The 24,505-nt window shown below is 46.4% G+C and carries 16 protein-coding genes; 12 read left to right on the forward strand and 4 right to left on the reverse strand.

Translation table 11 applies throughout. The features are described from left to right. Positions 1–25: 25 nt before the first annotated feature. The 3 genes from AC58UX_RS02290 (at position 26) to AC58UX_RS02300 (ending at position 3,802) form a co-directional block, all read left to right on the forward strand. Complete coding sequence (locus tag AC58UX_RS02290; RefSeq protein ID WP_497249309.1) at positions 26–1,498, forward strand: arylsulfatase; 1,473 nt, start codon at positions 26–28, stop codon at positions 1,496–1,498. 275 nt (positions 1,499–1,773) lie between these two features. Continuing rightward, positions 1,774–2,793 carry a CapA family protein gene (locus AC58UX_RS02295; protein WP_497249311.1) on the forward strand — a complete coding sequence of 340 codons (1,020 nt, stop codon included), beginning with the start codon at positions 1,774–1,776 and terminating at the stop codon, positions 2,791–2,793. Positions 2,794–2,968: 175 nt separating this feature from the next. Next, positions 2,969–3,802, forward strand: a complete 834-nt coding sequence (locus AC58UX_RS02300) for an amidohydrolase family protein (RefSeq protein ID WP_497249313.1) — start codon at positions 2,969–2,971, stop codon at positions 3,800–3,802. A 50-nt stretch (positions 3,803–3,852) separates the two neighbouring features. On the opposite strand, the gene AC58UX_RS02305 is transcribed toward AC58UX_RS02300, so the two are convergent. Beyond that, positions 3,853–4,755, reverse strand: coding sequence for an AraC family transcriptional regulator (locus tag AC58UX_RS02305; protein ID WP_497249315.1), 903 nt, complete (start codon positions 4,753–4,755; stop codon positions 3,853–3,855). A 186-nt stretch (positions 4,756–4,941) separates the two neighbouring features. On the opposite strand from AC58UX_RS02305, the gene AC58UX_RS02310 reads away from it, so the two are divergent. Together AC58UX_RS02310 and AC58UX_RS02315 are read left to right on the forward strand one after the other, a co-directional pair. Next, entirely contained in the window at positions 4,942–7,644 is a 2,703-nt protein-coding gene (locus AC58UX_RS02310; RefSeq protein WP_497249317.1) for a UxaA family hydrolase, read from the forward strand. Between the two features lie 32 nt (positions 7,645–7,676). Continuing rightward, positions 7,677–8,636 carry an aldo/keto reductase gene (locus tag AC58UX_RS02315; protein ID WP_497249319.1) on the forward strand — a complete coding sequence of 320 codons (960 nt, stop codon included), beginning with the start codon at positions 7,677–7,679 and terminating at the stop codon, positions 8,634–8,636. A gap of 120 nt (positions 8,637–8,756) precedes the next feature. Here the strand turns inward: AC58UX_RS02315 and AC58UX_RS02320 are convergent, their stop codons facing one another. From AC58UX_RS02320 to AC58UX_RS02330, 3 genes are read right to left on the reverse strand one after another with little or no spacing between them, the layout of a single operon-like run. Next, positions 8,757–9,029, reverse strand: coding sequence for a hypothetical protein (locus tag AC58UX_RS02320; protein ID WP_497249321.1), 273 nt, complete (start codon positions 9,027–9,029; stop codon positions 8,757–8,759). A 23-nt stretch (positions 9,030–9,052) separates the two neighbouring features. Beyond that, a complete protein-coding gene (locus AC58UX_RS02325; RefSeq protein WP_497249323.1) occupies positions 9,053–10,069 on the reverse strand; it encodes a Gfo/Idh/MocA family protein in 1,017 nt (338 codons plus the stop codon). 27 nt (positions 10,070–10,096) lie between these two features. Continuing rightward, positions 10,097–10,981: a sugar phosphate isomerase/epimerase family protein gene (locus AC58UX_RS02330; protein WP_497249325.1), complete on the reverse strand. Its 885-nt coding sequence runs from the start codon at positions 10,979–10,981 to the stop codon at positions 10,097–10,099. 124 nt (positions 10,982–11,105) lie between these two features. Between AC58UX_RS02330 and AC58UX_RS02335 the strand changes: the two genes are divergently transcribed. From AC58UX_RS02335 to AC58UX_RS02365, 7 genes are all read left to right on the forward strand, one after another. Next, positions 11,106–11,987 carry an AraC family transcriptional regulator gene (locus tag AC58UX_RS02335; RefSeq protein WP_497249327.1) on the forward strand — a complete coding sequence of 294 codons (882 nt, stop codon included), beginning with the start codon at positions 11,106–11,108 and terminating at the stop codon, positions 11,985–11,987. Positions 11,988–12,177: 190 nt separating this feature from the next. Continuing rightward, positions 12,178–12,825, forward strand: a complete 648-nt coding sequence (locus AC58UX_RS02340) for a GntR family transcriptional regulator (protein ID WP_497249329.1) — start codon at positions 12,178–12,180, stop codon at positions 12,823–12,825. 20 nt (positions 12,826–12,845) lie between these two features. After that, positions 12,846–13,877, forward strand: a complete 1,032-nt coding sequence (locus AC58UX_RS02345) for a glycoside hydrolase family 5 protein (protein ID WP_497249331.1) — start codon at positions 12,846–12,848, stop codon at positions 13,875–13,877. 21 nt (positions 13,878–13,898) lie between these two features. Continuing rightward, positions 13,899–14,930 (forward strand): Gfo/Idh/MocA family protein, encoded by a 1,032-nt coding sequence (locus tag AC58UX_RS02350; RefSeq protein ID WP_497249333.1) that lies wholly within the window; start codon positions 13,899–13,901, stop codon positions 14,928–14,930. A gap of 125 nt (positions 14,931–15,055) precedes the next feature. Next, positions 15,056–17,347 (forward strand): glycosyl hydrolase family 28-related protein, encoded by a 2,292-nt coding sequence (locus AC58UX_RS02355; protein WP_497249335.1) that lies wholly within the window; start codon positions 15,056–15,058, stop codon positions 17,345–17,347. A 34-nt stretch (positions 17,348–17,381) separates the two neighbouring features. Next, on the forward strand, positions 17,382–19,004 hold the full coding sequence (locus AC58UX_RS02360; RefSeq protein WP_497249337.1) for a type 2 periplasmic-binding domain-containing protein: 1,623 nt from the start codon (positions 17,382–17,384) through the stop codon (positions 19,002–19,004). Between the two features lie 202 nt (positions 19,005–19,206). Beyond that, on the forward strand, positions 19,207–24,378 hold the full coding sequence (locus tag AC58UX_RS02365; RefSeq protein WP_497249339.1) for a fibronectin type III domain-containing protein: 5,172 nt from the start codon (positions 19,207–19,209) through the stop codon (positions 24,376–24,378). Positions 24,379–24,505 lie beyond the last annotated feature (127 nt).

Here is a 24,505-nt window from a genome sequence, read left to right on the forward strand (position 1 = left end):
TTTTATTTCATGGAGGGGTTTGTGAATGCAACCGAACATATTGCTTATTTCTGTCGACCAGATGCGTGGCGACTGTCTCAGTATTTTAAATCATCCTGTGGTAGACACACCAAATCTGGATCAATTGGCACGTACCGGCGTGCTGTTCAGCAACGCCTATTCCGCGACGCCAAGCTGCATTCCTGCACGCGCAGCCATGTTGACGGGTATGAGCCAGCGCAGCCATGGTCGAGTCGGTTACCAAGAGCACGTCCCTTGGGACTACAAGCATACACTTCCCTCGGTGCTGTCAGCAGCCGGATACCATACACAATGTGTCGGCAAAATGCATGTATCTCCTGCACGCAATTTGTGTGGTTTCCACAATGTTGTTCTGCATGACGGCTACTTGCATTATAATCGGATGCGTACAAAGACGACCTCAGCCGAGTTCTTCGATAATTGCGATGATTATGTGCCGTGGCTCCGCGAGCGGGCTGGTGCAACAAGCGATCTATTGGATTTGGGGCTAGATTGCAATGCCTCCACTATGGCTAGGCCGTGGCATTTGTCCGAGTCGCTGCACCCGACGAATTGGGTAGTTACTCAATCGATCGATTTCCTACGCCGTCGGGATCCACGAAAACCTTTTTTTCTCAGCATGTCCTTCGTTCGTCCTCATCCGCCGTTTGATCCACCGCAAGCTTTTCTCGATATGTATCTGAATGCTGACATTCCGGAGCCTGCAGTTGGAGAGTGGGCAGATATGCTCGATGTGGAGCGGAACGGTTTGGATCCTATTGCTTACAAAGGCATTGTGCCTAAAAACAGGTTAAGACTGGCGCAAGCTGCCTACTATGCATTAATTACACATGTCGATCATCAGATCGGTAGATTTTTGCAAGCCATGCACGAGTACAATGTACTCAGCAATACGGTGATTCTCTTTGTATCTGATCACGGCGAACTATTAGGTGACCATCATTTATTCCGTAAGGCAATGTCGTATGAAGGCAGTGTGAAGGTTCCTTTTATTTTGGCTGATCCGGGTGAAATGCTGAAACTGGACAAAAATACGATGAAAAATCAAGTCGTCGAAATCCGAGATATTATGCCGACATTGCTGGAGGCGGCTGGGGTGACCATTCCTGAAACGGTCGAGGGCATGAGTGTCATTCCACTGGCAAGAGGTGAGAGGGTCAAGTGGCGTGAAGTCCTGCATGGCGAGCACATGTTCAGGGACATGTCGAACCATTACATGACAGATGCTGATCAAAAATATATCTGGTTCTCCCAAACAGGGGAAGAACAATTATTCGATTTAAGCAACGATCCGCAGGAGCTCAAAAATTTGGTTGACGATATGCGGTATAGTGCCAGTCTGAAGAACTGGCGTGAACGACTTGCCGCTGAATTGGCAGGCCGAGAGGAAGGCTACAGTGACGGAAAACAACTCATTGCTGGTCAGACTCCGCAAACGGTGCTCTGGACAGTTCACGAGCAAGTGGGAAAGAAATAGAAAGCAGGGAATTTCCTGCTTTTTTTTTGTTTGGCTTTTCAGTGCGTGATGCGTGATTAAGGCCGAATTCATTGAGTCGCCGTGCCTTCAATGAAGTATCATTCATAGAATGCGATGTAGGAACGAACAGGGGATGTGACATGGTCATGAGAGGTTAACTTATAGTATTTATTGAAAATGCTTATTAGCGTTTTGATGGTGCTATTTTTCACTTCATTATAAGAATGAATTTTCGAAAGCGCTTTTTCAGATAAAATAATAGAAGGTGAACGAAATTGACTGAAATTTTGATATCCGCTGTCGGAGACTTGATGGTAAAACGTTACATCATTTCCGATGCTAAACTGAATAACGGGACCTATTCATTTGATCCTCTTTTAGAAAAAGTAGCTCCAATTCTAAAAAAGGCGGATTTAACGATTGGAAATCTTGAAACCACTTTCGCTGGACATACAGGGGGAGTTAGACGGAAATCACGTGGTCCACTGTTTAAATGTCCGGATGAACTAGCTCCAGCGCTTAGAAGAGCCGGTTTTAATGTTTTAATAACAGCAAACAATCATTGTATGGATTATGGCACCCAAGGTTTGCTTAGAACGTTACAGATTTTGAACCAAAATGGGGTTGAACATACTGGTACATTTGAATCTAGAAAAGAGTCGAAAGAATATCTTATCAAAAACATCAAAGGTATAAAAATCGGAATCCTATCTTTCACATCGGGACTCAACGGCATTTCAATACCATCCCATAAAACCTGGATGGTCAACCTAATCCATACAAAAAAAATAATTGAGAATATTCATCAATTGAGAAAACAAGTTGATCTTGTAATCATTTATTTACATTTCGGAAATGAATACAGTCATACTCCAAATCTACAACAGAGGCAATTGGTCAAACTTTTATTTAAACATGGAGCCCATATCATATTAGGGTCACACCCACATGTTCTTCAACCATTACATGCGAGGGGAGATCAACAAATGGTTATGTATTCCTTAGGTAATTTTATTTCTACGAAATTAATGAAAAACCCCCGTACACAAAGCAGTATTATTCTTAATATTAAAGTCAAAAAAACCGAAGATGGGAAAATAATCATTTCGGAGACTAATTATATTCCTACTTTAGTGCATCGAAAATTTGAAAATGGTCGTAAGAAAACTGAGGTTATCTCCATACATGATGCCTTAAATGAAAACAATCAGAAATTAACTGCAAAGCAGCGTGAACGATTTCAAAATATGTTAAATCAAACGAAAAAAATAATAAAAAGTAAGGTATTCCTTTAGCTCTAGTGTCGCTTGTTGTAAGATGAAAACGACGATCTTCGTTTCTTCCGGCGCTCTAGGGAGTTCTTTGATTATAAAATCAAAAATGAGTACGTTTTTGCGAAAATTGACTATTATTTATGCATCTATATGCTGATATGATAAGGATACATGATAGATATATAGGAGGTTTGTTATGCGGCGAATTGATGCACATCAACATTACTGGCTCATTGAGCGAGGCGATTATGGCTGGATTACTCCTGAGCTTCCAGTCTTGAATAGGGATTTTTTGCCGCGGCATCTCGCCCATCACTTGGCCGCACATTCTCTTAGTGGTAGCATTGTCGTTCAAGCTGCACAGACTTTGGAGGAAACAGAATATCTCCTCAGCTTGGCGCAAGAAGATGAAAGTATCCTTGGAGTTGTCGGTTGGTTGGATCTTAATGATCCCAATCATTATGACTATTTTAAGCAGTTTCAAGCTCAACCGAAGTTTGTTGGTTTTCGAATTATGATTCAAGAAATGGCGGATGCGCGGGAGATTCTGGCACCTCATTTTATTGAGGCGTTGCAAAAGTATGCCTCCTTAGACATCCCTATCGATTTATTGCTTCGCAGCGATCAGTTGGAGGCGCTTATCCCATTGGTAGATAGCGTGCCTAACCTACGAGGTGTCATTGATCATATTGCGAAACCACGGATTGCGGAAGATCAATTTGAGCCGTGGCATAGCCAAATGAAACGTCTGGCTGAGCATCCCAACTTATACGTCAAGTTGTCCGGCATGGTCACAGAGGCTAAGCATCATGGATGGGAACAGAAAGATTTTACAACATATATTCAATCTATACTGGAGATGTTTGGGCCGGAGCGGGTTATGTTCGGTAGTGATTGGCCAGTCTGTCTGCTTGCTGCGGATTATGATCAGGTCATGGAGATTTTGTTGAATGCGATTCCGCAACATTGGGGAGAAACGGAGCGTGCGCAACTATTTGGCGGAAATGCGGAGCGTTTCTATAAACTTTAATGGATGCGAAAAGCCTGCTGTTCTTAAAAGCAGGCTCTTTTTAACTTTCACTATGTCCTATTGTCGATTTGGAAGCTAATTTCTTTTATTACTTTTCTTCGGTATAAGCCTGGTGTAACGCCAGTAAACTTCTTAAATAACTTGTGAAAATAAGGTAAACTCTCATAACCGCAATTGTGGGCGATCGTATCAATACCTAGGTCAGTAGTTAAAAGCTGCTCCTTTGCAGTGGAAATTCGCTTGGCATTTACATAGTCGGTGATATTCATCCCGGTTAATTGTTTAAACACCCTAGATAAATGAGCGGCTGAGACTGAAGTCTGCTTTGCCAAGTACGAAAGTCCAACGATTTGGTCAGTGTGATACTGATCTAAGTGTTGAAGTATGTTTAGTAACCAGGAGGGTCCGACATCGGACTCGGCCAGTTGATGATGGGACTCTTTTAATATGAAACGATTAATGCTGATCAGAAGACTATTTAAAAGTAGTTGAACTGCGTATCTAAAACCAGCTTCGTGTCGTTCCAATTCATCATGCATTTGTGTGAGCTTTTCTTCGAGTTGAGGGCGCATGGCTGTTGGGATAACAAGCTTATAGCTCTTATATTTTCGTGCTCGCTCAAAAACTTGCATATTCGTAAACGAATCACCTGCGGAATAATGTCCGATCAGTTGCGGATCAAAAAAGACAGCAGTGGCCGTAATCGGAGATTCAGAATCGGGCAACGCCTGATGAATGGTATTGCCAGGAATGATGAAGAGATCTCCTTCATTCATCTCATAGAGCATTTGGTTTAAGAAAAACGTACCTTTTCCACTATAAACATAAACCAATTCAAAGCGATCATGAAGATGCTCTGGAAGTTCTCGAATTGGTGTCTTTTTGTCTTTAAAAACAATGTCAAATGGCAGGAGGTCATCGTTAGTAAAGTTCTTTATTAGCGGTTTTTGCATTTTTCGAGCCTCCCAGGTGAACTCAAATCATTATTTGTCTTATTTATAGAATATCAAAATAGAGTATGTTTGTGCAAAGGTAAAGAATTAACAAATGCCATAATCTTGGTACAATATCATTAAGTAGCATCAACATTGGAAGAACTCGATTTGTTCGGAAAATCTCATCAAAGGAGCCAATCATCAATGGACGTCGTTTATCAATTTGAAGAAGTAGCGAGACTTCCCTTGCCAGGGGATAACTGCGCAGTTGCGATTCAGCAATTGAACGCTGGTACCGTCATTCAGTATGAAGGCCAAACCCTCACCTTGGATTACACGGTTATGGAAGGTCATCGATTTGCGGTGAAAGCGATCGCTCCTGGCGAAGATTTGCTTTCGTGGCATTTACCTTTCGGCGTGGCGCTTAAGCCGATTCAGCCTGGCCACTATGTGATCAACGAAACAGTACGGAAAGCGCTCAGTGTGCGCCAGTTGACATTCGCAGTGCCGGCAGAGCCCAATTTCGTGGATCAAGTTTCTCCTTACATCCTTGACGAAGAGAACTTTCAGCCGGCTCAGGCATCGCCAGCATTTACGGATACGCGCACTTTCATGGGATATCGCCGCCATACAGATCGCGGAGTTGGCACCCGGAACTACATCGTACTACTCGGCACCACCTCGCATACGGGGAGCTATGTGAATGAGCTTGCCGCCCGTCTGCAAGGCGAATGGAAGAACCATTCGAATATAGACGGAATCGTTCCCGTCGCTCACACAGAGGGCGGCACAGAGAAGCCGAATAATGTGGACTTGCTGCTGCGAACGCTCGCAGGTTTTATGGTCAACCCGAACGTCGGAGCGGTATTGGTTGTCGATTATGGCAATGAATCGGTCACGAACAAGATGGTGGAGGCGTATGCACGCGAGCATAGCTATCCGATCGATGAAGTCCTGCATAAGTTCGTATCGCTCACAGGAAGCTTCGAAGAAGAGTTGGTAAATGGTGAAGCGTTAGTACGCGAATGGCTGGGGGCGGTCAACACGATGCAGCGAACGCCTGAATCTATCAGCCACTTGCGAATCGGCTTGCAATGCGGCGGTTCGGACGCATTTTCCGGCGTATCCGCGAATCCGTTGCTCGGCTGGGTTTCGGAACACCTGGTACGTTACGGCGGTGCGGCTAGTCTAGCCGAAACGGATGAGTTGATTGGCGCGGAGCCCTATATCCTCTCGAAAGTACGCAACGTGGAAACCGCGCGCAAATTTCTGGAACTTGTGAACCGATTTAAGGAGCGCACGTCCTGGCACGGCACCAGTGCGGAAGGTAACCCATCAGGTGGTAACATGTATCGCGGTTTGTACAACATCTATCTCAAATCGATAGGCGCCGCTATGAAGAAAGACCCGATAACGCGGATTGATTATGCAACTGAGTACGGGGAGCTTATGAAGGATGGCGGCTACTATTTTATGGATAGCCCTGGCAATGACCTGGAGAGCATCGCTGGACAGGTAGCCGCAGGCTGCAATATGATCTTCTTTACAACGGGAAATGGTTCGATCACCAACTTTCCATATGTGCCGACGGTTAAGGTGGTCACGACAACTCGCCGATTCCAATTGCTTTCGAACGATATGGATGTGAACGCGGGGCAGTATTTGGAAGGCAAGTCGATGGATGAGCTGGGTCAAGAGGTATTCGAGTTGGCGCTCGAAATTGCCTCTGGTCAGCGAAGCGTCGGCGAGAAGGCGGGCCATGCCCAAGTGCAAATTTGGCGCAACTGGCAGCAGAGCGATGCGAGTCAGCTGGAGACGCTGCTTCACACTCCTGTACCGACAGGTGAACCATTAGAAATTGAAGATAATGTTATAATGAAGGCTAACCCGATCCAATTTTCCTTTACGCGGCATCGCAATCGGCAGTCTAGTGACAATATCGGATTGATCGTGCCAACTAGTCTTTGTGCCGGACAGGTAGCGGGCATGATCACAAAGCGCCTGAACGAGCAAGGAGCAGGGCAGCCTGAGCTCTCGCGTTTTGTCACATTGGCACACACCGAGGGCTGCGGCACCTCCGGGGGGACAGCTGAATCGCTGTTTGCCCGCACGATGATCGGCTATATTACACACCCGATGGTAGAGCATTGTTTGCTGCTGGAGCATGGCTGCGAGAAAACACATAACGACTACATGCGCCATCAGATGGATGTGATGGGCGTCGATGCAAGCCGTCTTGGTTATGCCAGCATCCAGCTCGACGGCGGAATTGCCAAGGTTAGCGAGAAGGTTGAAGCCTGGTTCGCCGATAGATTGGCAGCGGCCGATACTGCGGAGAAGGTAACCGTCGGTTTGGAAGGGCTGCGCATCGGGCTCGTAAGCGTTGGTGCCATTAACAAAGATGCCGGCAAGCAGCTGGGGGCACTGACTAAGATGATTGTCGGAGCCGGAGGCTTGGTCGTCGTTCCCGAGAACAGCGGATTGCTTGCCGAAGAGGCGTTCAGTCAGCATCTAGTTAGCCCGTCTCAAGTTGGGCCGTCAATTGCCTATGGGGAACACGTCCGACGAAACGGCTTCCACATAATGGAGACTCCAACAACGCATGGGGTAGAGACGATTACAGGACTCGCGGCCACAGGTGTGGAATTAATAATTGCACTGATCGGTGATCGTCCGATGCAGGCGCATCCTTTCGTCCCAATGCTGCAACTGACGTCCGAACAGGTTGTGCTGCATAACCATAAGCAAGATGTCGATTTGATACTCGAGGGCAACCCTAGCTTATGGGTGGATCATATACTCGAGCGTAGCAAAGAAATTTTGGAACATTCTTATGTACCGCGTCTCTATCAGCAAGGTAATATTGATTTTCAAATGACACGGGGCTTTTTGGGGGTGTCGTTATAATGCAGACCATATCAGAAAGCGAGGCAAACTCCATGACGAACGCATTATTATCCCTACGGCCGCTTGGCAATACTGGCCTACTTATATCACCGCTATGTATTGGAGCTGCTCCGCTCGGGGATATGCCGGAGACCTTTCAGTACGGCACGTCGGAAGAACAAGCATTGGTAACGCTACGGACCGCTTTCGAAAGCCCGATCAACTTTATAGATACGGCTGCAGCATACGGCGAAGGTGAGAGCGAACGGCGGATTGGCAAGGCCATTCGAGCGAATGGTGGACTTCCAGCTGGTTTCGTGTTGGCTACGAAAGCCGACCGCGACTTCAAGACCGGCGACTTCAGCGGCGAACAGATCAAACGCTCCATTGAAGGAAGTCTCGAACGATTAGGACTTGATCGTCTGCAATATGTTTACATCCACGATCCTGAACATACCACCTTCGAAAATGTGATGGGACCCGGCGGACCTTTAGAAGTACTTCAAAAGTTTCAAGAGCAAGGAGTCATCGAACACATCGGCATATCCGGTGGGCCGATCGATATGCTCATTCGTTATGTCGAAACGGGAGCGTTCAGCGCGGTAGAAACCCACAATCGATATACGCTGCTTAATCGAGCTGCCGAACCATTGCTTGATGTCGCGAGTAGCATGGGCGTCGCCGTCATTAACGCGGCTCCTTATGGCAGCGGCATATTAGCTAAAGGTCCGGAAGCATACGCTCGGTATGCCTATAGCGATGCTTCGCCAATCGTAGTGGAAAGAGCGCGCATGTTCGCCAAAGTATGCCAGGAATACGATGTGCCGCTAGCCGCTGCAGCGCTTCAATTTTCGCTTCGCGACCCGCGGATCGCCAGCACGGTCGTCGGCATGAGCAAACCAGAACGGGTAGCCCAGACGGTGGAGCTCGCGAATTACCCGATTGCCCCTGAGCTATGGCCGACGCTTGATGCCTTTGGCTATGATATGGATGATCCCGAAGAGAATCGATAAGCTTAATGGGTGGAGGAGATCATGCTCATCTTAATCGATTCGTGACCTAGCTAACCGGTTGATTCATGAATTGGAACCATAATCTCGTCCCTAAGAGAATGTCTTTGGGGGCGGGATTTTTTAGTTGATCGTTAAAAATGTAAACATCACAGCCAATCCTGCTAAGTGCGCAGATGGAAGGGCGGATACGAGCGATGCGAACGCACCTTCGATTACGAATGGGCTACTGACTTGGCCCTCGCTTACTTCGTACATAACTGGAGGGGTTAAGCAGGGACCACCTGCAGGAGGGGATTTTGTTCCTACTGGAACGGCAGGAATCGGATATGTATCACCTGGATACAACCCATAATTGATAGGAATAAACAAGATGATAGGTGGATACAAACACATATCATCTTGTTTTATTATTAACACTAGAGAGACACCTTTCGCCCTGTCCTTGCGCTTTCAATTGCACCGAACACCATTCTAGTACTGAAAATATTATCCGAAAAGGAAGTTTCAGCCTTCCGACCTTCAACAATTGCCTGAAACATTTCATCTAAGCAACCGTTGTGCCCCTCACGTCCTGTCCAAGTGTATGGTGCTTCAATCCGTTGATAGTCATAGATGAACTTATTATCTTGGCCTGGAGTAACGATTTCGGCATAAGGTGCTGATTGATTCCAAATCGCTGTGCCCTTGCTGCCTGCGATACGCCAAGCTGCCTCCCAAGAAGTCGGAGCTCCTTCCGAACACCATGAACCGTTGTAAGTGAAGACAGCGCCATTATCAAATTCGAATATACAAGCGGCGGCAGCATTTCCTTCGTACCAGGAGCCTTTAGGATTAAACTCATGGCAGTATACAGATACTGGATTTGCTTGAATGATAAAACGAGCCTGATCAAAAGTATGGATAGCCATATCTAGAATGAGCGGGCTACTCATGGCATCACGGAAACCTCCGAAGTGAGCACCGATAAAAAAGTCTGCGGTAACGAAGCTCACATGACCAATAACATCTTGATGAATGAGTCCACGCAGCGCTCGGATATCCTTTAAATAGCGTCGATTTTGCATAATCGCATATTGCAATTCTGGTTTCGATGTTGCCAATTCGGCAAGCTGTTCGGCTTCCTCTAACGTAGCGGCCATTGGCTTCTCACTAAGGATATGACAACCGCCATGGAGCGCAGCTGTTGCAACGTCTTTATGAGCTGCTGGAATTGTGCAATCAAAGACAACGTTTGCATTTGATAGTCTAATGGCTTCTTCTACAGTCGAATACCATGGAAGGGACAGTCCATATTTCTCATTCATTTTCTTCGCAGCATCTTCATAAATGTCTACAAAGGCAAGGAGCTCCGCGTCTGGACGTTCTAAAGCGTATTGAATCCATGCATTTGCCATGCCACCGCAACCGGCTTGGACAATTCTAATTGCTTTCATAGCTGAATTCCTCCTGTGTAGTTGCTTTTAAATGGGGTTAGGGACATAAGAGCCGCCTCGGCAATTTTTTAAATAATTCAAAGCATGAACCTGGCCAGTCATTTCTAAATCATCACGATAGACAGGATCATGCCAGCCCTCAATGTCTATTGTTTGATTGTAACCTGACTGGCGAAGGATCGTAATAATATCGGTCCAATTCGTATCTCCGAACCCTGGCGTTCGGTGCCAAACAAATTCTTTTGGTCCGTTAATACCATTTTCCTTCACGATGTCCCATGCGATCGTGGCATCCTTCCCATGTACGTGGAACACTTTATGAGCCCACTTGCGTAGCTGGGGAAGTGGATCAATCAACTGTGTCATCTGATGGCAAGGCTCCCACTCAAGACCGATGTTGTCAAACGGCGTTGCATTAAACATTAACTCCCATGCCATTGGGTTATGCGCGATATTCCAATCACCTTTGAGCCAGTTTCCCCCCATTGGACAATTTTCAAACGCGATTTTGACGCCATTCGCTTCAGCACGGCGGGCTAACTCACCAAACACTTCCTTATACCTTGGGATAGAGTCGGATATCGATTGGTCGACCAATCGTCCTGTAAACCCCGTTATCGTATCAGCGCCAAATAAGTGGGCATGATCAATTAACCTTTCCCAACTGGCAAGGGTATCCGCATTTCCATCGTGCCCTGTCAACGCATTACCGAAGATAGATAGACTGGAAATAACAGTTCCATGTTCATGCATCAAATCTTGAATTTTATGGGCAGTTTCCTTCAAATCCAGCGTCCCCGTTGATTGCCAAAAGGAAAGTTGGAAACTTTCAAATCCGTGCTTTACAATTTGTGGTATGACCCTTACGGCATCTTGGCCATTGACAAGCGTTCCGATACGAATGTTTTGCAAAATAGTTGCCTCCCTGTTGTAAAGCGAGTATATAATTAATGATAACGAAACAAGAAATTCTGATCTATACATGATCGTGTTGAAAAGTTGCACAATTTTGTTATTGCGTGGAGGGAAGAAAACGGTGACGGCTAATCAGGAACTGAAAGAAATGACATATTTGCCTGAAAAACAATTCCCTATCAACGTGTTTCATAATTTTGGCGCAGGTGAACGAGTGTTATATTTACACTGGCATGACCATCTGGAAATCATTTACATAGTGAAAGGGCATGCCGTATTTGATATCGGAGGGAGCCCCTACGAAAGTTCGCCGGGTGACTTGCTGTTTGTACATTCGGGTGAGCTGCACTCAGGCTATTCAGTTAACAATATGGATGTTGATTTTTATGCGATTGTTTTTAATAAGTCGTTGTTCAATAGTGATGCTGGTGATCCTCTATACGGTGCCATGATCTTGCCTTTTATGTTAGGGCAGAAGAGATTTCCTGTGAAATTGAGCGCTGAAGAATTGGACTATGAACAATTTGAAAAAGCGGTTCTTCACATCATCAGTGAGTTTGAAGAGAAAAAACTTGGCTATGAATTGGCTGTTCGCTCGTATTTACAATTGATTCTTACAGCAGCAATCAGAAGGAACAATAATCTCGAGCACATAGAAGACAGGGGCACGCAGCTTATTGATGACCGTAGACGAACGAAGAGTTTTGACCTGTTATTCGTATTCATTCGAGAAAATTACGCAAGGCACATAGCCTTGGAAGAGGCTGCACAGATGGTCAATATGAGCATTCATCATTTTTGCAAAACGTTCAAACGCTTGACTGGACGTACCTTCGTAGAATTTGTCAATTTGCACCGTGTTAACGTGGCGGAACACTTGTTACGAACAACTGACATATCGGTGACTGAGGTAGCGGATCGGGTAGGATTTGGAAGCATCAACTATTTTATTCGCATCTTTAAACAGTTCAAATACTATAGCCCATCGCAATGTAAAAAGTAATTGTCATGTCATTGGGGGGAGCTTTCCCTCCTGGGATTGACAAGTTTTGGGATTAGGCATATCCTAAACATGTATTGTATACAATGAATACAATCGTGCGGAAGCGCTGCTGATGCTTGTGATTTGAATTCGCAACGTGATCGGGCAATGACTTGACTCGATATTCTGCATATAGAAAGGAAATGTAGGTATGTTATTGCAATCTCCCGATACCTTAGATGCCTCTGTCTATAAGCGCATTAAGGAAATGATCATCAACAAGGAATTGAAACCGAATGAATATTTGATCCAAAATTCGCTTTCGCAAACATTGGGTGTCAGCCGTACGCCTTTACGAAAGGCACTCGGTGAATTGGAAAAGGAAGGTCTTCTTGTTGCTACGCCAAAAGGTTGGTACATCAAAGAATTTACTGTGGAAGATATGATTTCTGTCTTTGAAATTCGGGCGGTGCTGGAAGGACTTGTATGCCGTTTGGCTGCATCTCGGGTAAGTACTGCGGATGTTGCCTATATGAAGACTTTGTTTGAGGAAGCCTATCACCAATTCAAACAAGGAAGTGCAGAAGCCTACTACAAAGCAGATGTTCAATTTCATACGATGCTTGTAGCGATAGCGGCAGACCCGATTCTGGAAAACACGATTCGTTCCACACAAGTTTTGGTGACAAGCCAATTGCAGGGTCTATACAGAAATCCGGATGAAACATTCGACGAACATCTCCAAATTATTGAGGCGTTAAGCAAGAAAGATGGGAGCAAGGCGGAAGCACAAATGCGGGAGCATATTCAGAACACGATTCCCCATCTTCGATTAGGTACCTACCATATTTACAAATAAGTAAATGAGGAGATAACAAAATGGGAAAAACACGGCACACTCAAATTTCGATTGAAGGCGGACGCTTTCGGATTAATGGGGAATGGACTTATCATGGCAGGTATTGGGACGGAATGCGAATTGAAGGTTTATTAATGAACAGCAGGATGGTGCAAGGGATTTATGACGATCAGAATCCAGAAACTGTCCAAAGATGGGCTTATCCGGATACAGGGGTATGGGATGCTGAGAGGAATACGAGGGAATTTATCGCACAAATGCCGATATGGAAGGAACACGGCTTGCTGGCCATTACTTTGAACCTCCAGGGAGGAAGTCCGGAGGGATATTCCAGGCTTCAGCCATGGCATAATTCTGCCTATAGTTCCAACGGGGAGCTGGACACGGCTTATATGCGCAGGCTTGAGGCCATCATGGATCGGGCGGATGAGTTGGGGATGGTCGTCATTCTCGGATTCTTATATTTTGGCCAGGATATCCGTTTTAGTGGCGAACGGGCAGTCAAGCAAGCTGTCGCAAATGCAACGGCGTGGGTAGTAAAGCAAGGCTATACCAATGTTTTAATTGAAATTGCGAATGAATGCAATATCGTCTATTCCTATGATGTTATTCTGAATGGCAGAATGCATGAGTTAATCGAGTTAGCCCGCATCGTGGGCCGAGCAGTCAATCCTGACCTGCCATTGTTGATTGGCACCAGTTTCTGCGGATCGTCTGTACCGACGAATAACGTGATCGCCGTATCTGATTTTATACTCATCCACGGCAATAACAGCAACGAGTTGTGGGCTTCGCAGCAAATCGATATTATCCGTGACCGTGAAGCGTATCGGGGGCAGCCGATTCTTAATAACGAGGATGATCATTTCGACTTCGATAAACCTACCAATCACATGCTAATTTCGATTAAACGTGGCGTATCGTGGGGCTACTTTGATCCCGGAGAAAACAATTACAGCGATGGCTTTCAATGCCCGCCGGTACAGTGGGGGATCAATACGGAACGCAAACAGCAATTTTTCAACAAGCTCAAGGAAATTACAGGTGTATAAAAAGGAGGGAGCCATCGTCATATGACTGCAAGTGCGAAACCTTTGATTGGCATCATGATTGGCGCAGGCCATTTTGCTGAAATTCAATTGGAAGCCTGGCAAGCCGTGGAAGGGGCCGAGATTCGTGCTATCCTCAGTTTGACGCTGGACAATGCAAAGCAATTGGCAGATAAATACGGATTGGAATCGTACGATCAGTGGGAACAAGCCATTGCGGAGGTACAGCCGGACTTTATCGATATCTGCACACCGCCTGCATCGCATTTGGCTTACACCCGTTTATCGGCAGATCTCGGGTTGCCCGTTCTGTGCCAGAAGCCTTTGGCACCTACGTTGGAAGAAAGTGAGGAGCTTGTCGCCTACTGCCGGAATAAAAACGTCACGTTAATGATCAACGAAAATTGGCGTTGGCAGGCATGGTACCGGGAAATCAAACGAATGATTAACTCGGGGATGCTGGGCGAGGTATTCACTGCTTATTTTGCCATGCGGCCTGGCGATGGGTGGGGGAATAATCCTTATCAGATTCAACCGTATTTTAAGCATATGGAGAAGTTTTTGTTATTCGAGACGGGTATCCACTTTATCGACACATACCGCTACCTGTTTGGTGAAATCGAAAGTGTTTATTGCCGTACCAAGACGATTAATCCAGTCATCTCGGGAGAGGATTTAGCTGTCATACACCTTAATTTTGTAAACGGTGTTATCGGCATTTATGATGCCAACCGTGTTACTTATATGGAGCAAGTACGTAGTGCAACTTATGGATATATGACGGTCGAAGGAACGGAAGGAAAGGTGAGATTGAATGAAAATGGTGCGATTTTCTATACACCGCGTGGAGGCACGGAGCAAGCACACAGCTACGAAATTCCACAGAACGGATGGAAGGGCGGCAGCACGATTGCTACACAGCAGCATTTTATTGACGGATTGCGTAAGCCTCTACCTTATGAATCCTCGGGCACAGAATATTTAAAATCGATCCACGTCATGTATGCCTGTTATGAGTCAGCTGCGAAGAAGCAAGTTGTCCATATCCCGTCTTGACGGGTATATACCCCTTTTAAAAAATGATAATAGAAGTGGAATGGCATCCGAAGGTATACTCAGACTACAACGGGATAAGGCTCCGGCGACGAAGCCTCGTTGCAAACCTAATGAGAGGGAGTTGTATGATGAAGTTAAGCAAAGTATGGATCAATGCCGTATTGCTGGTGCTTTTATCAAGCTTTTTTCTACCGTTTCAGGTTTTTGCCGCACCAACTGTTGCGCCTGTTGTCTATCGAGTCTCGGAGGCTGTTAAGCCAGGGGAGTTATTGACGGTTTACGGAGAATATTTTGAAAGCGGTATCACACAAGTCAGATTTACAGGAACCAGCACGTATTGTCCCATCTCATATATTGATCCGGCAGGTCACTATGTGACCTGTACAGTACCTACATCGCAATCGCCGGGCATCTATACCATGGAAGCGAGCAACAATGTGGGCTGGAGCAGTTCATTTAAAGTTAACGCCCCGTTCATTGACTGGATTTACAATAATAATCCATGGACAGGGCAGACCTCCAAGCTGGTTGGCAGAAACTTGGCGTTTGCCGAATATGGGGGCACGACCAATACGAAGGTACGGATGGTGAATGGAGCTAATACGTACAATGCAACCGTGACGTCCGTTAACCCGTATGCCGTTGATTTCACGGTGCCAACCTGCCCAAATCAGGGATATACCGTGCAAGTCAGTACAGATGGGGGCTCCACGTGGTATGCCTTCAGCGGCAACCAAACGTACTCGACCCGTTCTGCAGGCTTTGATCCGCTGGGTCTCGGCGTCTTCTGGGCTACTGATTTGGTCTGGAGCCAACACAGCGCTCTGTCCTATGGCGCAACAGGCAATGGAACCACCGACGATACGGCTGCGCTGCAAGCTGGTATTGATACGATTGAGAGTACTTGGGGCGCCGGTGTACTATATCTACCGAACGGTACCTACCGCATTACTAATACCCTTTCACTTCCTTCCGGCGTTAGCATTCAGGGACAAAGCCAGACAGGAACTATTATCAAATACGACGCAACCGGCGGTGTCTCCGTCATCAATACGAAGAATGATGGAACTACGTTAGGCAAAGTCGGTGTAGCACGGTTAACCATCAATGTAGCAGGCTCCAATTACCCCGATATGGCCTTGAAATTGGGGCATGATTTCGATTCCAACGTAACGCATTCCGACGCCCGCACGGCTATCAATATTTTCGTGAAGGATGTTACGGTGGATTTCACAATCAATCGAGATCAGACAGTGGGACAGCGGGGCATTGGTTTGAACATTGTGGCTTTCAAAAATGTGGCGATCCAAGGGAGTACATTCAAAACGACGGCTGCTGCCATGTCTAGCTCTTATGTCACGCAATTTCTTGATATTTCGAATAATATGTTCGAATATACCGGCGGGGCTGTGCATCTCCTAGCTAACTACAGTATTGCTCAGAACAATACGATTATCGGCCATCCCGAATATAATCGCGGTGATAACCATGGTTTCACCGTGCGCTCTCAAGCTTACTTAACTAACAACGACATTCGGAATCTCGGCAGAATCAACAACAATGACGGTGAAGCGATCATGGGGGAATCGGCAGGCGGAGGAACCAAGATGTACGGTTCGGTCTCATCAATATCGGGCAAAGTGATTACGGGAACCGGTTTATCGGCTTTGGATTGGGATGTTACGAATCACAGATGGGAGAAATGGTCTATGCTGATTGTTGACGGCAAAGGGATGGGCCAGTTGAATGAAGTTACGGCATTAAATCAAACAGCAAGTACAATCACTGTTAAAGACAATTGGAAGGTAGCACCCGATTCTACCAGCAAATTTATCGTTTTTCTGCCTTTGCGTCAAAGCGTTTATTATAAAAATACTTCGACCAACAATGGCAAGGGTTTCTGGTTTTACGGTGATAATATCGGCGGCGTCATTGCGGAAAATACATCCATCGACAGCGAGGGAGTATTGGCCAACACCGTATACAATCCGAACACAACACGGTTCAACATCAGCTATTTCAACCGGCTGGAACGTAATATTGTAACGGGGTATTCACCTTTATCCAAAGTCGCTGGCGTCGGACTGCGTCTGTCTCCCGAAGACAACACGGCTCCATATATATTCGGCAACCTCGCTTATGGAACGGATATTAAAGGCAATCAGATCACCGGCGTGCTGCCTGCACCTGCTGTGGGAGGTTTTTCAGAAGCCCCCGATATCAATGGAATCTATGCTTACCGCAATACAGGCTGGAGCCAATTGCGGACGATTTCCGAGGCAGTCAATATTCAGAACAATTCTCTAAACACATTGAATAATGGCATTACAAAGGATCTGAACAGCAACGGGTTGATCAAGGTCGGCAATACATTTACCAGTGTGACGGTGCCAAATAACGATATTAGCGGGTATTAGAAACGTTCTAGGTCCGGTGGTAGGAGGCAGAAAGATGAAGAAAGGAAGAGAAATCAAGGGGAATTGGATGAAAGGATGGCTAAGTGGCGGCTCGCAGGTATTGATCGCGAGTATGATTCTAGTGAGCTGCGGCAATGGCAATAATACCCCGGAAACGAGTGCCAATTCAAGCCCGGCGGTGAGCGCCAATACCAAAGTAAGCGCAAGTCCTGCGGCTAAGACCCCGATTACATTGGATTGGGTCAACTATCCCGGAGTTTCAACCCCATTGAATTATGCTTCGCAGTATTTGGAGAATCATTTTAATATCAAATTGAAGAAGGTTTATACGACAGCCTTCAATGACTATACACAGAAGCTTCAATTGCAGTTATCTTCCGCAAATATTCCTGATGTTATGTTTGTCCTGGATCCGGCAGAGTTGAACAAATACGTTTCCCAGGGCTTGCTGGCGGAAGTGCCGATCGAAACCATTGCGAAGTATGCACCCCGGACCAAAGCCAATATGGATAAACAAGCACCTCAAGGTTGGTATTACAGCAACATAGCCGGGAAAAATTATGGTCTTGCGACGTTTTATTTCTCAGGTCAATTCAATACCAAACAAATGTGGCGGACGGACCTGCTGAAGAAAGCCGGCATCCATAAAATTCCGCAGACGATCGAAGAATTTACTACTGCCTTTGCTGCCCTCAAGAAAATTGGTGTATATGGCATGAGCACCAATGGCAATTCGTTCTATAACCAATTCCATACGATCTTTGGCGCCTATGGTGTCATGCCGACGCAATGGATGGTCAAGGACGGCAAAGTAGTAAATGCTGCTACGCAGCCTGAGACGAAGGAAGCGCTCGCCAAGCTGGCAGAGTGGTACAATGCAGGATACATTGATCCAGATTTTGTAACCGGCCAGGATCTGGTGCCTAAATTTACACAAGGAAAGTATGCCTTCAACGATACCGCCAATGTAAGCTCGCTGGATGAGAAGAATCCGAACTCCATCATCAGTGCACTGAACGCTGCAAATGCAGGCGGCACTGCGGAATTCGGACCTCCTCCTACGGGGCCGGCAGGCAAATCCGGCGGTTGGGCTTGGGGCACAGCGGGCAATATATGGGCCTTCGGGAAACAGCTGGAGAAAGAGCCCGAGAAGCTGCAGAAAGCGCTGCAAATGATCGATGAAATTCAAAACAATGAAGAGGTATGGCTGGCTCTGGCTTGGGGAGAGAAAAACAAGCACTGGAAGTATACGGATGAGGCGGCAGGCGAGAGCGGCGGGCTAGTGAGGATCACGCCGTATGACGACGTGACCAAACTTCAGGCGGATGGCATACCGGACGGCTCGAACGGGACTACCGCTTGGGGCGCTCAAGCAAATACCGAAATTATCAGCAAATATTACAATAAGGATCTATTGGGGCGTTTCCAACTGTACAACAAGCCTGTAAGCGACCTTTTCGGCAAATCCGACAGCTTGCCCTCGTCCGGAAAGTTCTGGGGCGATTTGACCAAGCTGAAGACGGATACTTTCGCGGCCATCGTACGCGGCGACATGCCGGTATCTGCCTTCGACGATTTCGTGAAACAATGGAACGAGAATGGCGGTGCACAGCTGGAGATGGAAGCAAACAAGCTTTATGCTAGCATGAAGAAATAGGCTTTGCTCGGAAGAAGGAGAGGCGGTTTGATCGCCTCTCCTTTTTTTTTCGGCGAAAGAGGTCATTAATAAATGACAATGGAAATGGAATTGCCTGCATTTATATAATAGCGGAGAACCAAACGTCATGGGGGGGAGATGATTGATGCGAATTAACAGATTCCTGTTTTAGATGACAAATAATTCTTACAGGAGGAACACAATGTTGAAAAAATGGTTGGTTTTTGCATTGAGCCTAATCATTATAGGAAGTCTACTCATCGGCAACGGATTCGTTCTACGCAACTCAGTAAAGGCTAGTGGAAGCGATACGAACAAGACGATTTTGAATCTTGATTTTGAAGGAGCCAATTCACCATCCGTTGTTTTATCCAATCCAGACGTATTCAAGTTAACTGTGTCCAGTCAGGTCTATGAGGAAACGAGCAAAAGCAACACACTAGGTGCGAATGCTTCGGGAACCTATGCAAGATTAGCAGCTGTTCCTGGTCAAAGCCTTGCTCCTGTTAACGTAACCCCAGCTTCATCACAAGCAACGAGCGCTAAAAATGCCCTTAATACGTTAACCCCAGGATTGTGGAACATCAAAATTAATGTGGATTACGACATTGTTGCCAGAAATGATGCAAGGTCGCCAGGCCTATTCTTGCGCTTTTATGGAACAAATGCCATTACAGGTTTGACGAACTCGACATATGTTCTTTTAGGCAATGTTTACATGGAGAACGGTTCTTCAACGGTTATAGGCGATAATAAATTTACGCACTATTCAGCGACAGTTCCTGTTCAAATTTTCGGAAATGCTAGCGCTTCCAATGATGATGCGAACGGGAAGACCGATGAATTTATTGCGGGGTCTTTCACTAATTTTGACTTGAGACTTGTGAATTTCTCCGGAACGAATGCGAATCCAATGGTCGTTGACTGGGATAACATTCAAATAGCAGCGGAACAACTAACATCTACAACCCCTACACCAACACCAACAGTCACACCAACACCAACGCCAACTGTTACCCCAACACCAACGCCTACCCCAACACCGACACAAAGTACGATAGCTGAATACTTAGGTGAAAACCGGACTACACAAGGGAATTGGAAAGGTGTATATGGCGGCGATGGTTACCTGCTACCCTTCTATACAACACAATTAAGCAGTGGCCGGGATACACCTTTGGCAGCAGACATAGCGAGCCTACCGGGGTACGTTTCCGGATATACCTCAGTAAGAAGCAGTTATTATGTCTCAGAGAACCCATCGACAGATATTCGGAGTTTGCAAAACCCAACCAGCGGGCAGCCAAGAAAGAAGTTTACCGTGTATAGTGGAACGAATTTCAGCTATACCTTTACACTAACAGACACGAATGATCACCTGTTCACCTTGTATAGCACCGACTTTGCGACGACAGAAGCAACAACCGAAATGTTTGAAATCCTTGATCTAAAAGGAAATGTCATCGAGTCCAAAACAGTAACTCGTATTAACAAAGGTGTTTATATAAGCTTCAAAGTGAATGGAAGCTTCACACTCAGAGCGACCCAAATTGCGGGCAGCGGTGCGTATGCAGAAGGATTTTTCTTCGATTCCTTTGCAGCAAATACGATTTCCAATCCTTCTGTTGCCTATGTTACACCGATGTCAGCCAAACTGGACTGGAGCAATGCAAATCCAGCCAGCCAAATAAGTATTTTGAGAAAATCTGCTGCGGAAAGTGCATTTACAGAGGTTGCCGTTGTAAGCGGATCTTCAACAACGTATACCGATAGCAATTTGCAGGCAGGAACGGTTTATCAATATAAGCTTCGAAATATGGTTAACTTTAAGTACTCACCGCCAACAGCTGTAATGCCATTGACGACACCTTCCTATCAAGAAGCGATTCTGACTTATACAGGTACGCAGTTGGAAACGAGCAAACCTGGGGAAACCATTCAAATTCTCGCTCGTCTGCATGACAGTCAGAACCTTCCGCTTGCAAATCGAGTTGTTACCTTCGAGCTGGGAGGGCCTTATGTTGGCACCTATATCGATAAAGCTGTGGGTTCTGCAACAACGAACGCGAATGGGGAGCTGCAACTCGCTTACACACCAGAGTTTGCTGGCGAGTATACGATTAAAGGTACTGCGCTGCGCGACGATGTTAATCAAATCAATGAGGCTCAGAGCGTTATTCCTTTAAAAGTGAATCGAGAATCCTGGACAAAGCCGCCAGTCGTCATTCGAGTATCGGATGCTGTGCAACCAGGTACGTTAGTTTCGATCAATGGTAATGCCATGATCAGCGCTGATATGAGTCAAGTTGAAGTGAAGGCCAAATTGTCAACGGGTCAACCATCTACGGAGCCGCCGGCTGATGCGATCAGCCTCGCCATCGAACAGAGCGATCCAACCAATGGAAATTTCCTTGTCACTAGATTGCCTGACACGGCGGTTGCTGGTTTATACGAACTTTGGGTGAAAAATTCATATGGCTGGAGCCGATCTTCTCTCTTGAATGCAGCAAGACCGTTGTTTATTTCCGAGTACGAAGCTTATGCGGGTCTTACGATTGAGATGTCAGGAAGAAATCTAGATGCTGCGGAATTTGGAGCTGCCTCTGCCTCCGCTGTTCGGTTAGTGAATTCGCAGGGGAATGCATTCCCAGCTGATTTACAAGAATTGACGCCATATTCTGCTAAATTTAAAGTTCCTGACATTGCTTTGGGTGAGTATGCCGTAGAGATATCCAACGATGCTGGGACACACTGGTCTGGATTGAGCAATGGACAGAAGCTTACTATTGTCCCAGCGGGTGCCGATCCACTTGGACTGGGTGTAGCATGGGCCAATAACTTTAAGTGGAACGCGATCTTCAAGGCGACAGATTATGGCGCGACGCCAGATGATACACAAGACGACACAGCTGGCATAGCAAGTGCAATAACAGCTGCGAAAAGCAGTGGCGGAGGCGTGGTGCTGCTGCCCAAAGGCACGTATTATGCTTCGAGAATCGATGTCCCTGCCGAAATCGTCATTTTGGGTGAAGGCGAGGATGATACCGTACTCATCTATAATGGGACGAATGGCGCTAACTTTATTCAGTCCTCCGGTGATGGGAAAAGCATCGGACACCACGGAATAGCTAAGCTGGGCATTCAATTAAGTAATAACAATTATCGACCAGATGCGTTCATTTGGCTGGGTCACGATTGGGGTAGCGGCTATAATAATGACATGACGAAACGGACTTCAACGCAGCTGTTTGTCGCTCATGTGAAGCTGGATTATGACCTGACAACCAAAGGGAATAGCGGAAGAGGTCTAGGCGTGCTCGTACTGGCGAAGGAAAGATTCCTGTTCCAGGATAATTACTTCAGAGGGTGGGCCGCTGAGCTGAACAGAGCTTATGTCAATTACTACCTCAGTATGCGCAACAACTATTTGGAGTACAGCAATGGTTACAATGTCACCACGGCTAGCTATGCGTTTATCGAAAATAACCATGTCATCGCACATCCAGAGTCACAGGATGAAACACACGGAATTTTTGCCCGCAGCAATGTGCATATGGCCAACAATGTTGTAGAAGGTACGGGACCTGATGCGGCTACTTTTAATGATGGAGAAGCGTTCTGTGTGGAAATGCCAGGCGGTTATTTTAATGAAGGCGCTGTACTTGGTGCAACTCCGACAGGCATCACGGTCGCTCCAATTATTCCGCTGACGGATTATGTAATTAATTGGTCAGGCCTCTACATGACCATTACAGATGGGCAAGGTCTGGGACAGGCAAGGAAAGTTGTCAGCCGTCAGGGCAATAGACTGCTACTCGACAAGCCTTGGGATATTATCCCTGATAGCACAAGCAAGTTTACGCTGATTTCGTTAAATGACAACGTAACGTTTCACAGAAATACGGCAATGAATGCTGCCAAAGGGATTTGGTTCTATGGCAACGCAATCGACGGGGTAGCCGCAGACAACCGCAGCATTGATTCAGAGGGCATCTATGTGTATTCATCCCAAGTTGTAAGTACCGCCCGATTAACCCCTGCTTATTTTGTTACTGTAAAAGGCAATCTCATCAGCGGGGTGTCGAGGAGAAGCAACATTGGCGCGGTCTCGGTAAACTCAGCAAGACAAGGCACGAGTGGCAAATACAACGCTGTCAGTGTGTATGGCATTGATATCAGGGATAATCAGGTCATTGGCGACCCAACGCGGGTGCCAACGCCTAAAACCGAAGCACCTCCGTATAACGGCATTGTAACAACGGCTGTTTTTTACAGCAGTGACACGATGTCCGATAATAAGGTTGGCGATACAACGAATCTCATTATTGAGAACAATCGTCTGGCAAACATCGCCAATGGTGGCATTGTTATGACGAAAGCGAACTATGGGCATGTGTTGAAGGGGAATGTGCTGTCGAATGTGACACCTCAAGTTGAGATCAATAACTTGAATGGTCCGGGTGAGCGAATTGTGACTGTGCCTGGTCCGTATGCAGATAAGCGAGGACCATTCTTCCCAGCGGGCAGCTCATTCTCAGCTGCCTCGATCACAAGCACGGAAGTCAGCTTAGCTTGGACTCCTGCCTTGGATATCATCCACGTGACAGGGTATCACATCTATGCGAATAACAGCTTGGTGGGGACAGCCGCCGCTGACGCCTCTGCCTTCACGGTGTCGGGATTGTCACCAGCCACATCGTACAGGTTTACATTAAGAGCACTTGATGCAGCAAGCTATGAAAGCACAACGCCGTTATATCTGGATGTACAAACATTGCCATTGCCTAAAAGCCAAGGGAAGCCTGGTACCCCCGTACTCTCTGATGATAACGGTTATGACACAGGTCTGCTGGATGGTGCCTATCAAATCATGATGAACATGTGGTATGGCAATAACGGCAGCCTCTTCCGGTTATATGAGAATGACGTGCTTATTAAAGAAGTGACCTTGACGGATGATGCTCCGCATTCACAAGCTTTGTCGACTTCCATAACAGGGAAACCGAATGGTACGTATCGTTACTATGCGGAGTTGGTCAACAGCTTCGGAACAACAACAAGCAGCACGCACGTCGTTCAAGTGAATCATGCCACACCTGGAAAGCCCGTACTGTCACAGGATAACTGGGCTGGCATCGGAAACTTTAAAGTGACGATGAATATGTGGTGGGGCACGAATGGTACCACTTACAAGTTGTACGAGAATGGCGTGCTAATTGATACGCAATCTTTGACAAGTGGGTCGCCAGCTGCCCAAACGGCTGCAACAAGTTTGAGCAATAAGCCGGTGGGTACGTACGAGTATCGCGCCGAACTGGTCAATGCTGCTGGCATAACCTCCAGTGATGTACTGACGGTTCGCGTAACTCACTAGGAAAGCCAGGTATACACCCCCAAAAACAACTGCTTCCCGGTATTTAATCCCGTGAGGCAGTTGTTTTTTTGCGCTGTTGTCGCACTTAAAATGTGATTATTGAAGTGGAAATCCAAAGTCACTAGAC

Source organism: Paenibacillus sp. J22P90 (assembly GCF_059692195.1).

Excerpts from the sequence above, each read along its gene's own strand:
- AC58UX_RS02315 (WP_497249319.1), top strand. The coding sequence starts at position 7,677 with ATGACGAACGCATTATTATCCCTACGGCCGCTTGGCAATACTGGCCTA.
- AC58UX_RS02310 (WP_497249317.1), top strand. The coding sequence starts at position 4,942 with ATGGACGTCGTTTATCAATTTGAAGAAGTAGCGAGACTTCCCTTGCCA.
- AC58UX_RS02340 (WP_497249329.1), top strand. The coding sequence starts at position 12,178 with ATGTTATTGCAATCTCCCGATACCTTAGATGCCTCTGTCTATAAGCGC.
- AC58UX_RS02290 (WP_497249309.1), top strand. The coding sequence starts at position 26 with ATGCAACCGAACATATTGCTTATTTCTGTCGACCAGATGCGTGGCGAC.
- AC58UX_RS02325 (WP_497249323.1), bottom strand. The coding sequence starts at position 10,069 with ATGAAAGCAATTAGAATTGTCCAAGCCGGTTGCGGTGGCATGGCAAAT.
- AC58UX_RS02365 (WP_497249339.1), top strand. The coding sequence starts at position 19,207 with ATGTTGAAAAAATGGTTGGTTTTTGCATTGAGCCTAATCATTATAGGA.
- AC58UX_RS02360 (WP_497249337.1), top strand. The coding sequence starts at position 17,382 with ATGAAGAAAGGAAGAGAAATCAAGGGGAATTGGATGAAAGGATGGCTA.
- AC58UX_RS02305 (WP_497249315.1), bottom strand. The coding sequence starts at position 4,755 with ATGCAAAAACCGCTAATAAAGAACTTTACTAACGATGACCTCCTGCCA.
- AC58UX_RS02300 (WP_497249313.1), top strand. The coding sequence starts at position 2,969 with ATGCGGCGAATTGATGCACATCAACATTACTGGCTCATTGAGCGAGGC.
- AC58UX_RS02350 (WP_497249333.1), top strand. The coding sequence starts at position 13,899 with ATGACTGCAAGTGCGAAACCTTTGATTGGCATCATGATTGGCGCAGGC.
- AC58UX_RS02355 (WP_497249335.1), top strand. The coding sequence starts at position 15,056 with ATGATGAAGTTAAGCAAAGTATGGATCAATGCCGTATTGCTGGTGCTT.
- AC58UX_RS02320 (WP_497249321.1), bottom strand. The coding sequence starts at position 9,029 with ATGTGTTTGTATCCACCTATCATCTTGTTTATTCCTATCAATTATGGG.
- AC58UX_RS02345 (WP_497249331.1), top strand. The coding sequence starts at position 12,846 with ATGGGAAAAACACGGCACACTCAAATTTCGATTGAAGGCGGACGCTTT.